Source organism: Halobaculum halobium, from assembly GCF_030127145.1.
GTDB classification, from domain to species: Archaea; Halobacteriota; Halobacteria; order Halobacteriales; family Haloferacaceae; genus Halobaculum; species Halobaculum halobium.
On the sequence record NZ_CP126159.1, the window covers coordinates 213,925 to 228,213 of the forward strand.

Below are 14,289 nucleotides of genomic sequence, written 5' to 3' on the forward strand. Positions count from 1 at the left end.
ATATCCGACCTTTTCGGTCAGTCGTCGCCGCCGTCGCCGTCGGCGACCGCTCGTTCCGTCGCGTCGGGAGCGGCCGCGTCGCCGCCGTCGCCCGCCTCGCTGGCTCCGGCCTCGGCAGTCGTGCGGGCCCCGGGACCGATCTGGCCGTTCTCGACCATCGCCTCCAGCGGGTTGTCGTCCACGTCCAGCGGGAGGTCGACGCGCCCGCGCCGCCGAACGGACTCCCAGGCGGCGAACGGAAGCTCCGCGGCGCACAGCGACCGCCGACCGCTGATCGCCGGCGTTCGCCCCTCGACGAGCGCGTCGACGACTTCCTCGATCGCCTTGTCAACAAACGTCGGCGGGTCCACGCGCCGCTCGTCGACGCCGGGGACGCGCTCAAGCAGCTTCCGAGCGCCTGCTCGAACGACCCCCGACGTCGGGCCGTGGACGGTCGCGCCCACGTCGACGGCCGTCCAGCCCGAGCCGTCGACACGGTAGCGCAGCGTTGGCCCGTCTTCGACGCCGATCTCGACGACGCCGTCGCTCCCGACCAGCCGCAGGTAACAGCCGGTGAAGTCGTCGCCCATCCCCGGGTCGGTGCCCGTCGAGGCGAGTCCCCGGACACCGGTCTCGTAGCGCCACTGGGCCAGTCCCTGGTTCTCGTTGTGCGAGCCGAACCACTTGTTCTCCTCGCGGTAGTCGATCCCCGAGAGCACCCACTCCACGTCCGCGAACTCCGCGTAGTACCCCGCTAGGTCGAACTGGTGAACGCCGGCGTCGAAGAGGTTGTCCTGGCCGAACTCGACCCGCTCGAGGTCGCCGACGGTCCCGTCCTCCAGCAGGCGTTTCGCCCGGGTGAACGGCTCGCCGAAGCGCCGCTGGTGGTTGATTGTGAGTTGGACGCCGGCGTCCTCGCAGGCGTCGACCATGCGCCGGCAGTCGCCCCACGTCGTCGCCATCGGCTTCTCGCAGTGGACGGCCGACGGGACGCCGCTGTCCGCACAGCCGACCACGATGTCGGCGTGGATCGCCGGCGGGACGCACACGCTCACGACGTCTGGCTCGGCCCCGTCCAGCATCGCCTCGTAGTCCTCGTAGACGTGTTCGTCGGGGATGTCGAAGCGGTCGGCGAACGCCGCCGCGTTCTCCGGGACGATGTCCGCGCAGGCGACGAGCCGAACGTCGTCGAGCCGTTCGTACGCCGGCGCGTGTCTGTACGCCATCGCGAAACCGGTTCGGTCGCGTTCCTCCGGGTCTGCGCCGGTGCCCACTATCGCAGCGTCGAGAACCATACCGCGCGTTCGACCATTCCGCCCATCACTATACACACACTACCCGTCCGGGTCGTCGTTCTGACGCGCGAGAATCCGACCGGTATCGAGGGGGCAGGTTCCCCCGGGCTGTCGGACACGAACGTCGGGTGTCCGGGTTCCGCACCGAACGACGCCACCCGTGCCGGTAGGACTCGCTTATTCGGCCCAGGGAGGCGGATACCACTTCGGCGTGCACACACGCGGTTCGAACGGGACGGGCGGTTCGAGCGGAGTCGAGGCGGACGACGGGCGAGCGTCGGCGGGAGCGCCCCGAGGACGCCGAGATGCCGACGCCGTGCCGGGATCGCTCCCGACAGTCATCGCATAACAAAACCCCGAACCGCTCTCCCCGGATCCACGAACCGATCCGAGCCGTCCGCTCGGACGAACACCCTATGATCCCGCACACAGATTCCCTCGATACCCTTCTGGAGCCGGTACGGCGGTACAGACGGCGGCGACGAGAACGGGCCCACAGACTGTCGTCGGACGCCAGAGATCCGGGAGCCGACCGGGAGTTCCTCGTCGGGTTGCTGGAGGACACCCTCGCGTACGCCAGAACGCGACAGTATACCGGCCCGGACTATTTCGACGGTATGAGCAGCCGGCTCCTCAACGCGGCGCCCGTCGAGGACAAGTGGCTCAACATCGCCGTCCAGGAAGGCATCAAGCGAGCCCCCGTGGACCTCCGACCGCTGTTCCTCGTCGAGCAGCGGCAGAGCTTCAAGGGGTCTGCGCTGTTCGCCATGGCGAACCGGAGGGCGGCTGACCTCACTGGCGACGATCTGTACGCCGAGGAAGCCGACTCCCTGCTCGACTGGCTGCTGGAACACTCCAGCGAGGACCGCGACCCGGGCTATGCGGGCTTTTGCGGCGGCCACCGCCACGCCATGCAGCTGCTTGACGAGTATCGCGAGGCGGAGGTGCCGAACGTCATCCCCACCTCATACGCGACGAAGGCGCTGTGTCGGGCCACCGACGGCGATGACGAGTACGCCGCGGCGGCCCGCTCGGCGGCCGACTTCCTGCTGGAGGATCTCAGGTACACCGAGTTGGACACCGGTGCGCGCATCGTCTACCAGCCGGAGTACGACGGGGAGTTCTACACGGTCAACGGCGGGGCCATCGGCGCGCGTCTGTTCGTGGACCTGTACGACCGCTTCGGCGACGAGGACCACCTCGAGCGCGCGAGCGCGCTGTTGGACACGATCGCCACCCACCAGACCGACCGTGGCGGGTGGACCTACCGCGTTCCGGCGGAGGCGTCGCACCTGTCGATGGACAGTCACCACAACGGCTTCGTTATCGAGTCGTTCCAGCGGTACCACGAGGTGACCGGCGAGGAGCGCTACGCCGACACGCTGGAGCGCGCGCTGTCGTTCTACCGACTCCAGCTGTTCGACCCGGACGGCGCGCCGAACTTCGACGAGTCGTCGCGGTACCCTCGTGACATCCACGCGGCCACCCAGGGAATCATCGTGTTCGCGAACGCCGGCGACTTCGCGTTCGCCCGGCGGGTCATCGACTGGGTGCTCGCGAATCTGTACGCGGGACAGGGGCAGTTCTACTACCAGAAGCGCCGGCTGTACACGAAGCAGTTCACCCTGATGCGGTGGTGTCAAGCGTGGATGGCGTACGCGCTCGGAGAGTACCTCACCGCGACGGCGAACGCCTCCCCAGTCGACGAATCGCGCGCCGGGACGGCCGCCCCAGTTGCCGACGACGACTCGGGAGTGCTGACCTCCAAGTCGCCGGCGGCGGACGGCGGCGACCCGACAAACCGGCCGATCACAGACGGAGGCGACGACTGATGGACCTCGCGAACGTCGTCGCGAACCTCCGACGCAACTGGGACGACCCCTCGTGGTGGCGCGATATCGTCGTTCCGTTCGGCGTGCGGACGGCGCTCGTTCAGCCGTACTTCCGGCACCTCGCGTCGAACGATGGCGTCCGAGTCCTCGACGAGGACTGGGACACGCTGCTGATACTCGACGCGTGCCGCTACGACATGTTCGTCGAGCACAACACGATCGAGGGCGACCTCTCGCGTCGGACATCCCTCGGTTCCAACACCGAGGAATTCCTCGTCCGCAACTTCCGCGGCGGGACCTTCGACGACGTGGTGTACGTGACCGCGAACCCGCAGGTCGACGTCCGCCTCGACGACCCGTTCCACGAGGTGGTATCGGTCTGGCGCGACGAGTGGGACGAGGAGTTCGACACGGTGATGCCCGACGCGATGGCGGATGCGGTCCGCGAGGCAGCCGAGGCGTACCCGAACAAGCGGATCGTCGGCCACTTCGTCCAGCCGCACTACCCGTTCGTCGGTGAGCGCGGCCGCGAACTGCTCGACGAGCAGGCCGGGATCGAACTGTCGCGGCGGATGGCCGACGGCGACGAGCCGATCGCGGACCACATGAACGTCTGGGACATGCTCCAGCGGGGCCTGATCGACGAGCGCGACCTCCGAGCGGCCTACGAGGAGAATCTCCGGATCGCGCTTCCGCACGTGCGGACGCTCGTCGAGGACCTCGAGGGCCGCACCGTCGTCACGTCCGACCACGGGAACCTCATCGGCGAGCGTCCCAAACCGTGTCCGGTACCGATGGAGCTGTACGGCCACCCGCCCGGCGTCTACGCCGACAGCCTCGTCACGGTGCCGTGGCTGACCGTCGAGGGCGAGGGCCGCCGGCGGATCGTCACCGGGTCCGCGTCGGTCGCCGACGATACCGCTTCCTCCAATGACGCGGCCGCTGCGGGGGCGGAGTCGGGTCAGGACGAGGACGAGGCGACCGACCGCCTGCGCGACTTGGGATATCTGGAGTGATCCATATGAGCCACACACACCACCGGCCGACCGCCGTGCATTCTCTCCCGACCGGCTCCAGTCCGCGCCTGCGCTCGGTTCGAACGGAGGTGACGACTCGTGCGTAATTCCGCGGCGTCCCGTTCAACTGCTCCGGCAGCACGCGCGCGGCCGACCGACGTCTGGGTCGACCTCGCGAGCCCGTCGCACCCGTTTTTCTTCAAGGCACTCACCGACGCAGTCCCCGACATTCGGACGACCGTCACCGCCCGCAACAAGACCCAGACGGTCTCGCTCGCCAGGGAGGTCGGCTTCGAGTTCCGAACGGTGGGCCGCGACTACGAGCAGTCGGTCCTCAGGATGCTGGGTATCCCGCTGCGCACCGCACAACTCGGGATCGAGATGCCCGACGTCGACGTGGCGGTGGGCGCCCGCAACGCGATGTGCGTGCTCGCGGCGAAGGCCCGCGGCGTCCCGTCGATCCACTACACGGACAACGACATCTGCGCGCACATGGACGGGCTGTACGCTGATGCCCTGTACCACAGATTGGTCGCACAGGCGACCCACAACGTCGTGCCGGAGGCGTTCCGAACGGAGGTGTTGACCGACCGCGGGGCCGACCCCGACAGCGTCCATACCTACGACGGCTTCAAAGAGGACGTGTACGTCGCGGCCTTCGAGCCCGACGACTCGTTCCCCGAGCGCCTTCCGTTCGACGGCGAACCGTTCGTCGTCGTGCGGCCCGAGGCGCTGCAGGCGACCTACGTCGAAGCCGACACCATCGCGCCGGAGTTGCTCACAGCGCTCACCGATCGCGGGATCAACGTCGTCTATCTCCCCCGGACCGACGACTACCGCGCGTTCATGGAGGATGCCGACCCAGACCGAGTGTACGCTCCCCAGGATGCACTCTCGGGACTCGAACTCTCGTGGCACGCCCGCTGCGTGCTCACCGGATCGGGCACGATGGCCCGGGAGGCGGCGCGGATGGACACCCCCGCGGTGTCGTTCTTCCCGAGTGAGCACCTCTCGGTCGACCAGACGCTCATCGACAGAGGAGACATCTATCACTCCCGGGACCCCGTCGAGATCGCCGAATACGTCGACTCGCTCACTCCCGCGGACGCGAGACCTCGCCTCGACCGCGCCCGTCGCGTCCGCGAGGAGGTCGCCTCGCTCACTCGGGATCTCATCGACGCCGAGACCGGTGAGGATCGGTAACGGTGCTCCCCGTTAGCTGTCGCCCTCGGCGTCGTCCAGGTCGAGTTCGGCGAACGCCTCCCGCCCCGGCAGCCCCGCGACGGCCTCGTCGATCCCCCGGTAGGCGGCCCCGTCGACGGTCGCCTCGAACGCCTCGACCGAGGGGTACTCCCGGAATGTCAGCACGCGGCCGTCCTCCACGAGGTACACGACCTCGGACTTCCCGTCCGGGTGGTCGTAGCTGTCGCCGGCTACCGGTTCCTCGCTGTCGCTCACGACGCACCTCCGGACGATCCATCTCCGCACGGCGTCCGCAGACACCGCGCGGGCGTCGCGCGCGGATCGTGGCGTCCGTGTCCGTCGATGGCCGTCGCAGTCCGGCGGCGATCCGCCGGGCGTCGTCTCCGTTCTCGCTCGCAGTGATCGCTCACGCCTCCGGGTTCGAGGTCATGTCTAATGATTGTACGGTCGGCGCGTCCCGATCTTGTCGCTCGGTCGTCCGTGCCTCCGGGCGTGAGCGTCGACCGCGAGACACCGATCGCTTATCTCCGTCGGCGACTGCTCGGATCGACGTGGGACAACGCATGGGGGCGACGGCGGACCAGCGCGGAGCCGTGAGCGAGCGCCGGCAGAGGGAGATGCGCTGGGGCCAGTTGGGAGGGGTTCGCTGAGGTGTTCCCGTGGGACCATCTCGCGATCGGGTACGTCGCGGTCTCGCTGCTGTTCCGGATCCGCGGCCGTCGCGTCGGCGCGCTCGCGTGCGCCGCACTCGCCCTCGGGTCGCAGTTCCCGGACCTCGTCGACAAGCCGCTCGCGTGGGCGTTCACGGTTCTTCCGGGCGGGACGACACTCGCTCACTCGGTGTTCGTTGCCGTGCCGCTGTCGGCGGCAGTGTACGTCCTCGCACGTCATCGCGCCCGCGCCAGCGTCGGCGCGGCGTTCGGGGTCGCCTACGTACTGCACCTCCCGGCGGATCTCCTCTACGGACCGCTCGCCACGGGTGACCCGATCCGGGTCGGGGCGGTGTTGTGGCCGCTCGTTTCGACGCCCGGCACGGCTGCGGGGGGCGGGCTCCTCTCGAACACGATCTACTTTATCACCCGATACTACGCGTACCTCGACTCCCCGCGTGCGATCGGGTTCCTCCTGCTGGAGGTCGGGTTGATCCTCGCGGCGCTGGCGCTGTGGGTCGACGACGGGACGCCCGGTCTTCGCGAGGCGTCGACGGCGGCGCGCCGGGTGCTGGCGTGATCCGGTCGGCGCGCGACCGAGATGCGGTCGGACGCGGATGCGACGCGGGACCGGCATTCGGACGCGCGGCCCGCCGGTCGCGTGCCCTGTCCTCGACGGACATCGTGACCGACTGATACCGCTCGTAACACTGTCATAACAAAGCTATCTCAACCGAATCGCCTGGCCATGCAACCGATACGCCATCGTGCGCCCGACACGAGGGCCCGCTCGGTCGCCCGTCCCGGCAGACCGACCCTCCACCCCCACCAGGACCCATGGTCGAGCTGAGCGTCGTCGTCCCGACGCTGAAGTCGCGTGAGGACGTCGAGTCGGTCCGATATCTGGCGCGCGGAACCTTCGACGACTACGAGGTCCTCCTCCAAGACGAGAGCCCGGTCACGTGTGCGAGAAACGAGGGGATCCGGCGCGCGTCAGCAGAAAAGATCGTCTTTCTCGACGACGACTCACGCCCCGCGCGAGACTATCTCGACCACGCCAGCGCCGTGCTGGATGAGGCGCCGGCCTACGCCGGGCGCACGGTCCACCCGCGCGAGGACCTGTTCTCGCGTCACTTCACGCCCCACTACCACGACGGGATCGAGGCCGCCTCAGTCGACTGTTTCTGGGGGTGCAACATGGGTGTCCGGCGCGAGGTGTTCGAGACTGTCGGCGGCTGGGACGAAGGGATGCGCTGGGGCCACGAGGAGAAGGAGCTGGCCGACCGCGTCCGTTCGGCCTTTGAGATCCGATACGACCCCCGCGTCGCCGTCGAGCACCCGTATGCGGACTCGGTGCTCGAGTACTGGAACAAGCAGTACCGGTTGGAGACGCAGACGCCGTACTATTGGCGCAGACGCGGGCTGACCGCCGGCGAGTGTGCTCGACGGATCGCCGACGACGCGCTCGACCCGCGGGCGTATCTCCGCACTGACGCCGTCGCCACCGGCGTGCAGATCGGCGCGCGCTTCGCCAACACCGCGGGGCGGATCGTCGGGTTGGTCTCGATCCTCGGCCCGCGGTCGACCACCGGCGACGTCCCCGCGTTCGAGCCGCGAGACCCCGACGACGCGGAGGAAGTCGAACGTTCGCGGCGGTCGCCTGCCGGATGAGCGACTTCCCGGCGACTGTCCGACGCGACCCCACCGCCCCGCGCGGCCGATCCTCCCTGCGACGGTGTGCCGGGTCCACTCGACCGGACCAAACCTCGACTGGAGTCCGGTCCCGACGTGGTATCGCTCTCATAACTAATTCCGTCCGGTTGCTGCCGACGGACGACGCCCCGACGACGGGCACACCCCAAACGATGTTCCCCAACGCACGGCCGACCCTGACCGGCAGAGCGCACAGCCCTCGAACACCGCCGACCCGACGCGACCGGCGTCCGGGGTGGCGGTCGTGACCTACCGGGACGCGACCGTCGGAGTCGTCATTCCGGCGTACAACGAGATGGACTTCGTCGGCGACGTGATCGAGGGGCTCCCAACGTTCGTCGACAGAGTGTATCCCGTCGATGATTCCTCAGATGACGATACCTGGAGCGCGATCACGGAGACGGCCGAGCAGGTAAACGACCGGCAATCCCCTACGAAACCGTTTGATCGGGTGGTCGTCCCGATGCGGCACACCGAGAACCGCGGCGCTGGCGCTGCCGCGCTCACGGGCTACCGGGCGGCGCTGAACGACGATCTGGACGTGGTCGCGTCGCTCGACGGCGACGACCAGATGGACCCGGCATTCCTCCCCAACCTGCTGGACCCCGTCGTCGAGGGCCGGGTTGCGTACGCGAAAGGCGACCGACTGGCCTCCCGAGAGTACGTTCGCGAGATGTCGCGCTGGCGGCTGTTCGGAAACCTCCTACTCACGGGGCTCACCCGGGTCGCGAGCGGCTACTGGCGGCTCCGCGACCCGCAGAACGGGTACACTGCCGTGTCGACGGACGTGCTCGACCGGATCGACCTGGACAGGCTCTACGAGCAGTACGGGTTCCGAAACGACGTCTTGGTCCACCTGAGCGTCACCGACTGCCGAGTCGCGGACGTCCCGCACCCGGCCCGCTACGGAGACGAAACGAGCGGGATCGTCTACTCCTCGTTCGCCCCGAACCTCTCGATCCTGTTGGCCCGCCGATTCCTGTGGCGGCTCGGCCGCCAGTCGGTCGCAGGTGAGTTCGGCCCAGCGGCGTCCTTCGTGGCCGGCATCGCCGGACTCGCCGGAGCCGCCCGCGGACGGGTGCCCTCGCTAGGTGGCGATCGTTCGCCGGAACGTGCGGCAATCTCAGCAGACGGCGGCCGTGATCAGTCTCACGTCGACGTCGGTCGGACGGCAATCTGGGCCGTTCTCGGACTGTTCCTGCTCTGTCTCGGCTCGGTGCTCGATGCTCGCCGGCGGACGGGGTCGATAGTCCGGGTTCGTGCGGACGCGGACTCGGAGAGACACGCCGACCTCACGTCGACGCTTGGGTCCCGGACCCGTTCCGAGGCGGAGCCCGGCCACGAGGCCGATTGAGGCGTCGGCTCGCGGCTGGGAGAGTCGCGGGGTACTACTCGGTGAGTTCGATCACGGACTGAATTCCTCCTTCACGGCACAGTCGGTGACTGCGACCGACCGGCGTTCGCCCCCTCACAAAAGCGGTCCCGCCGGAGGTTCCGAACTCAGTCCTCGCGGCGGTACCACTCGATCGTCTCTTTCACGTGTGACCCGAGCGGTCGGGCCGCGTATCCGAGGTCGCGCTCGGCCTTCGCCGAGGAGTAGAACAGCTTCCGAGTCGCCAACCGGGCCATCTCGCCGTCGAACGGGAACAGCCGCAGTCCGGTGACGTCGTTGAGGACGCCGACCACCGGGCCGGCGGCGTGAATAAGCGTCGCGGGGACCCGCAGCGGCGGGCGGTGTCCGTCGCCGTGGTCGGCGATGACTCCGAGCGCATCACCGTACGGGAGGTTCTCTCCACCGAGGAGGTAGTGTTCGCCCGCCGTACCGTGTTCCATGGCCGCGAGGACGCCGTCGACGGCGTCGTCAAGCGAGACGAAGCTCGCGCCCCCTGGAAGGTACGCGACCATGCGCGGATCCAGCGCCAACCGGAGCAGCCGACCAGTGAACTCCTCGTCGCCCGGGCCGAATACGGACGTGGGGTGGACCGTGACCGCGTCGAGCCCGCGATCGGCCGCTCGGTCGACGACTCGCTCGGCGGCCGCTTTCGACTCCTGGTAGGCGCCGATGGGCTCGGCGTGGTCGGTCTCATCGGCCGGCTTCCCGTCCGATCGACGGCGCGTTCCCGCGGTACTTGTGAAGAGGAGCCGCTCGACGCCGGCGGCCTCGCACGCCTCTACGACCAGCCGAGTTCCCTCCTCGTTCACCCGACGAACCGTCTCGGCGTCGGCGGACGCGAGGCCGACGCCAGCGAGGTGAAAGACCCGGTCGTGGCCCGCGACGGCCTCGTGGACCGCGTCGCCGTCGAGGACGTCCGCGTGGACCCACTCGACGTCAACGTCCGCGAGCACGCTTACGTCCGATTCCGCACGGCGCGTGGCCGTCACCGACCAGCCGCGGTCGACGAGCCGACGGCACAGCCGTGAGCCGAGAAAGCCCGTCGCCCCGGTAACTAGCGCCTCAGACATCGTCACTGAGGAACTGCGGCGGGACGACGTCGCCCGTCGCTCGCGCGTACGTTCTGTATGCTGTCGCCATCGCCTCGGTCGGCCCCGTCGGTCCGTCGTCAGGGTCGTCTGGCAACGACCGGCCGAGTTCGCGGGTGTCGATGCCAGTGACGGGCGCGGCGGTTGACTCTCGGGAGAGAAACGGTACGTCGGCGGTGTTCCACCCGAACAGCGAGGCAGCCGTCGCGTCCAGCGCCGCCGCGGACTCCCCGCACAGCAGCGTGTCGGTCGCCAAGGGGTGCCCGACGTACGCCGTCGTCGCATCGAGGACCGCCCCAACGGGGTCGACGGCGGCGAGCCCCGCGGCCGCCTCGCGGGCCGTCGGGGCGCCTCCGGTGATCCATCGCCCGAGGATCGCCCCGGCGCCTGCCAATCGGAGGTCGGGTGCCACGCGCAGCGAGGGAACGACAACGACCGTCGCCGCCTCCAACACGCGCGGGACCGCCGCGTCGACGGGACCGAGGTGCGTCTCGACAGTCTGATCGGTAGTTTGACACTGTTCGCGGGCGATTACCCCCGGTAGCTGGTTCCCGACCGTCCCGTCGCTCGCGCTACCGCCGACGTCAGCGTCACGGTCGGCTTTTGCGTCCCGACCGCGGTCCTCACCACGGCCTGTCGCCGCCGCTGCGTCCCGGGCGGGCGAACCGTAGCCGAGCAGTTCGGCGATCTGCCCGTCGCTCAGTTGACCGTCCCCGGCGACGCCGACCAGCACGCGCTCGGTCCCGGTCGTGCGGCGGATGTGTGAAGCCAGCGCTCTGACTACCGTGGGGTCCGTGACTGCACCGGTGCTCGGGTGGTGCGGGTACCCCGTGTCCGGCAGGAGAAGGACCAGGCCGGCGTCGTCGAGTGCGTCCGGCAGCGAGAGTCGCTCGACTGCCTCGGCGATCGCCGCGTGGCCGCGGCCTTCGGTTCGAACGCCGTCGATCGGCGTCGCGCTCGCCCGTTCATTCGTCGGACCGTCGCCTCCGCTCACGGGGTCACCACCTCTCGTTCGTCCGTGCGGCCGGCAAGTTCGTAGGCTCGGGCAACCAGCTCCAGCGTTCGGCGCCCTTCGGCCGGCCCAACCGGTGGTGTCTCGCCCGTCTGGACCGCCTCAACGAAGTCAGCGAGCGCCCGGAAGTGCGCCCGGTAATAGTAGGTCGGGCCGAAGTACTCCGGGTCCTGCCCGGTCGCGCGGCGCCAGGCGTTCGACAGCCCCGACTTCGCCGCGTGCAGCGTGAGGTTGTCCGGCACGAACTCGCCGTTCGAGAGGGTCTCGGCGACGCCGTCGAGGCGAAAGCGCATGTTGATTTCCGGCGGTTCCTCCCACTGGAAGAAGCCGCACTGCAGCGTCGCGAGCGTCCCCGTCTGCGGCGACTCGAGGACGACGACCGCGGTGTCCTCGTACGGGAGGTCGAGCTGTCGCGCGGTCGAGGCGTGCGCCACTTCCAGGTCACCGAAGAACCACTCCAACACGTCGAACAGGTGGACGCCAAGATCGAGCAGGGCGCCGCCGCCGGTCGCGTCGGCGTCGAGCTGCCAGTCCGGAATCGACCGCGAGGCGGGCGGCCGCTCGAACGGCCAGCCGTTCACGCGTCCGATGCTCGCCATCGGGACGTGTCCGAGGCGGCCCTCGTCGTACACGCGCTTCATCTCGACTACGGCCGGGAAGTACCGGATGGTGTGATCGACGCCCAGCGAGACGCCTGCGCCCTCGGCGGCGTCGATCATCCGGTCGGCCGATTCGAGGTCGGTCGCGAACGGCTTCTCGACGAAGGCGTGTCGCCCCGATTCAGCGGCGGCTACGACCGCGTCCTCGTGGAGGAACGGCGGCAGCGCGACGACGACCGCATCGACGGTCGCCTCCGCGAGAAGGTCCCGGTAGTCGTCGTACGTCTCGTCGACGCCGAGCGAGCGAGCGCGGCGTCGGTTCGCCGGCACCGCGTCTGCGACCGCCGTGACCCGGACGCCGTCCATGGCCCGCGCCGTCTGGAGGTGCACCGTCCCGATGTTCCCGAGGCCGAGTATTCCCAGATCGAGGGGGTCGCTCATGGGGGGTCGATCCCCCGCAGTGCCCGTGCCGGTCGTCCGTCGTCCGTTGGTCCGTACATTGTCGTTCACGCGGTTGTCTCGGTCGGAGGCTGCCCGGCGGTCCAGTTTGGTATGCGGTCGCTATCGCTACGAACGCGGTCACCGCAAGCGCGTTCCCCGTCGCCGCCCCACGGCGGTCGCTCCACAGTACAGACAGCGCCGTGCCGAGGTCGCTACAGCCGTCGTCCGGACCGCCGTCGGTCAGTCCCAGCCACTCAGCCTCCAGCAGCGAGAGCCGATAGTGGCACGCCGACGGCTCCCGATCGCGCCAGTAAGGATAGCCCACCTCCAACATGTTTGGGTCAGAGGGGTGCTCCACGGACCGCTCGATCGTCGCCACCGTCGACATCGGGTCGATGTCGAGCGTGTCGCCGACCGTGCGGGCGAACACGACCCCGAGCGAGCCGAGGGCAGCCCGGAGCCTCAGGTGCTGTCGTCCCGGTCGAACCGTGTTCGCTCGATGAGGGCGGTCGCGAGGCGGGAAGCAGGAGGCGTTTGGAACCTCCCCGTTGACGGCGTCGAAGACTGCTCCGGAGCTTGACTGTGTCTCTCGATCACGCGTAGCAGACGCCGCCACACGTCGGTTTGAGTACATTCCGATCATCGCTCCGTGACTGGCCCGATTCGCCGTGTGAGCATCCACATCCGGCCGGCCGGTAGGTGTTGGATATCCCTTCGATTCGTTCGGGCGTCGCCCGCGATGCACCAGGCTCCGTCCCGAGAGCCGACCGAGAACCGACTGCGACCCGTTTGACGGCGTCGAAGTCGCGGTATTCGATGCTTGACCGGAGTATCAGGTGCATACTAATTCGGACGCCACGGTGACCCGTGGTCGATGAGCGCCCCAGAGTCGGTGGTCGTGGTCGCCGGGACGCGCCCCGAGTTCGTCAAGCTCGCACCGGTGGTCGCCGCCCTCGACCGAACCGATCGATTTGAAACGATCCTCGTCCACAGCGGTCAACACTACGACGACCTGTTGAGTGAGCGGCTCCGCGAGTCCGTCTCGCTGCCCCGACCGGACGAACACCTCGGCGTCGGTAGCGGCTCTCACGCCGCTCAAACCGGCGAACTCGTCGCCGGCATCGGCGACCTGCTTTCGAAACACGAGCCGACCTACACGATCGCACAAGGCGACACCAACACGGTGTTGGCGGCCGCCATCGCCGCGAGCAAGTGTCCGACGACCTTCTGTCACGTCGAGGCCGGCCTTCGCAGCGGGGACCGCGAGATGCCCGAGGAAACGAACCGCGTGCTCGCCGATCACGTCGAGGGGTTCTCCTTCGCGCCCACGGAACAGGCGGCCGAGAACCTCCGTCGCGAGGGAGTCACCGAGGACGTGTACGTCACCGGAAACACCGTCGTCGACGCCTGCCGGAAGAACATCGCAGAGGCGCGCGCCGGTTCGGACGTCCTCGATCGCTTCGGCCTTGCGGAGGGGGAGTACATCGCCGCAACGATTCACCGCCCGAGGAACGTCGATGACGCGACGCGCCTCCGACAGATCGTTTCGGCCCTCGAAGACGCTCCGCTGCCGGTGATCTTCCCCGCACATCCCCGTACCGAAAAGCAACTCAGTCGCGTGGGATCCAGTTCCGAGGGATCGCTGCGCGTCGTCGATCCACTGGAGTACCTCGATTTCCTCCGTCTGCTCGACGGAGCGACGGCCGTCGTCACCGACTCCGGCGGCGTCCAAGAGGAAGCGAGCCTGCTGTCGGTCCCGTGTCTCACCGTCCGCCCGAACACGGAACGCCCCAAGACCGTCGAGGCAGGGGTGAACGTCCTCGTCGAGCCCGAGATGCTGGACGAGAAACTCCGGACCGTCGTGTACGACCCCGACCGCCGGGAGGCGATGACCGGCGCGCGCGACCTCTACGGCGACGGCCGCGCCGGCGAGCGTATCGCCCGCCTGCTCGCGTACCGGTTGGGCGAGGAATCGCCCGACCTCGACGCTCACGGGATCGACGACCTCCTCGAAACGGCGGCCGAGTGAGGACACCGCTGTCGACCGAAGGCCACGATCCTGGCGATT

12 protein-coding genes are annotated in these 14,289 nt (G+C 68.8%); 7 read left to right on the plus strand and 5 right to left on the minus strand.

Features of this window, described 5'->3' with window-relative positions; all coding sequences use genetic code 11:
* Window positions 1-17: 17 nt before the first annotated feature.
* A complete protein-coding gene (locus tag P0Y41_RS15975) occupies window positions 18-1,274 on the minus strand; it encodes a Gfo/Idh/MocA family oxidoreductase (RefSeq protein WP_284063780.1) in 1,257 nt (418 codons plus the stop codon).
* Window positions 1,275-1,891: 617 nt separating this feature from the next.
* Here P0Y41_RS15975 and P0Y41_RS15980 point away from each other — a divergent pair.
* The 3 genes from P0Y41_RS15980 to P0Y41_RS15990 all read left to right on the plus strand — a co-directional run bounded on the left by P0Y41_RS15980 (window position 1,892) and on the right by P0Y41_RS15990 (window position 5,325).
* Window positions 1,892-3,106 carry a glycoside hydrolase family protein gene (locus P0Y41_RS15980; RefSeq protein ID WP_284063781.1) on the plus strand — a complete coding sequence of 405 codons (1,215 nt, stop codon included), beginning with the start codon at window positions 1,892-1,894 and terminating at the stop codon, window positions 3,104-3,106.
* Window positions 3,106-4,122 carry a hypothetical protein gene (locus tag P0Y41_RS15985; protein ID WP_284063782.1) on the plus strand — a complete coding sequence of 339 codons (1,017 nt, stop codon included), beginning with the start codon at window positions 3,106-3,108 and terminating at the stop codon, window positions 4,120-4,122. Before P0Y41_RS15980 ends, P0Y41_RS15985 begins: the two co-directional genes overlap by 1 nt.
* A 99-nt stretch (window positions 4,123-4,221) precedes the next feature.
* The gene (locus tag P0Y41_RS15990) at window positions 4,222-5,325 is read left to right on the plus strand and encodes a DUF354 domain-containing protein (RefSeq protein ID WP_284063783.1); all 1,104 of its coding nucleotides are present in this window, start codon (window positions 4,222-4,224) and stop codon (window positions 5,323-5,325) included.
* Between the two features lie 12 nt (window positions 5,326-5,337).
* On the opposite strand, the gene P0Y41_RS15995 is transcribed toward P0Y41_RS15990, so the two are convergent.
* Window positions 5,338-5,580, minus strand: a complete 243-nt coding sequence (locus tag P0Y41_RS15995) for a hypothetical protein (RefSeq protein ID WP_284063784.1) — start codon at window positions 5,578-5,580, stop codon at window positions 5,338-5,340.
* Between the two features lie 396 nt (window positions 5,581-5,976).
* Between P0Y41_RS15995 and P0Y41_RS16000 the strand changes: the two genes are divergently transcribed.
* The 3 genes from P0Y41_RS16000 to P0Y41_RS16010 all read left to right on the plus strand — a co-directional run bounded on the left by P0Y41_RS16000 (window position 5,977) and on the right by P0Y41_RS16010 (window position 9,042).
* Window positions 5,977-6,555 carry a metal-dependent hydrolase gene (locus P0Y41_RS16000; RefSeq protein WP_284063785.1) on the plus strand — a complete coding sequence of 193 codons (579 nt, stop codon included), beginning with the start codon at window positions 5,977-5,979 and terminating at the stop codon, window positions 6,553-6,555.
* Window positions 6,556-6,812: 257 nt separating this feature from the next.
* On the plus strand, window positions 6,813-7,646 hold the full coding sequence (locus P0Y41_RS16005; RefSeq protein ID WP_284063786.1) for a glycosyltransferase family 2 protein: 834 nt from the start codon (window positions 6,813-6,815) through the stop codon (window positions 7,644-7,646).
* Window positions 7,647-7,932: 286 nt separating this feature from the next.
* Complete coding sequence (locus tag P0Y41_RS16010; RefSeq protein WP_284063787.1) at window positions 7,933-9,042, plus strand: glycosyltransferase family 2 protein; 1,110 nt, start codon at window positions 7,933-7,935, stop codon at window positions 9,040-9,042.
* A gap of 146 nt (window positions 9,043-9,188) precedes the next feature.
* Here P0Y41_RS16010 and P0Y41_RS16015 read toward each other — a convergent pair whose 3' ends face one another.
* The 3 genes from P0Y41_RS16015 to P0Y41_RS16025 are packed head-to-tail and all read right to left on the minus strand — an operon-like array spanning window position 9,189 to window position 12,221.
* Complete coding sequence (locus tag P0Y41_RS16015; RefSeq protein WP_284063788.1) at window positions 9,189-10,151, minus strand: NAD-dependent epimerase/dehydratase family protein; 963 nt, start codon at window positions 10,149-10,151, stop codon at window positions 9,189-9,191.
* On the minus strand, window positions 10,144-11,163 hold the full coding sequence (locus P0Y41_RS16020) for a hypothetical protein (protein WP_284063789.1): 1,020 nt from the start codon (window positions 11,161-11,163) through the stop codon (window positions 10,144-10,146). Before P0Y41_RS16020 ends, P0Y41_RS16015 begins: the two co-directional genes overlap by 8 nt.
* Window positions 11,160-12,221 (minus strand): Gfo/Idh/MocA family protein, encoded by a 1,062-nt coding sequence (locus P0Y41_RS16025; protein ID WP_284063790.1) that lies wholly within the window; start codon window positions 12,219-12,221, stop codon window positions 11,160-11,162. The genes P0Y41_RS16020 and P0Y41_RS16025 overlap by 4 nt, the downstream gene beginning before the upstream one ends.
* Window positions 12,222-13,095: 874 nt before the next feature.
* Here P0Y41_RS16025 and wecB point away from each other — a divergent pair.
* Complete coding sequence (gene wecB, locus P0Y41_RS16030) at window positions 13,096-14,250, plus strand: non-hydrolyzing UDP-N-acetylglucosamine 2-epimerase (protein WP_284063791.1); 1,155 nt, start codon at window positions 13,096-13,098, stop codon at window positions 14,248-14,250.
* Window positions 14,251-14,289 lie beyond the last annotated feature (39 nt).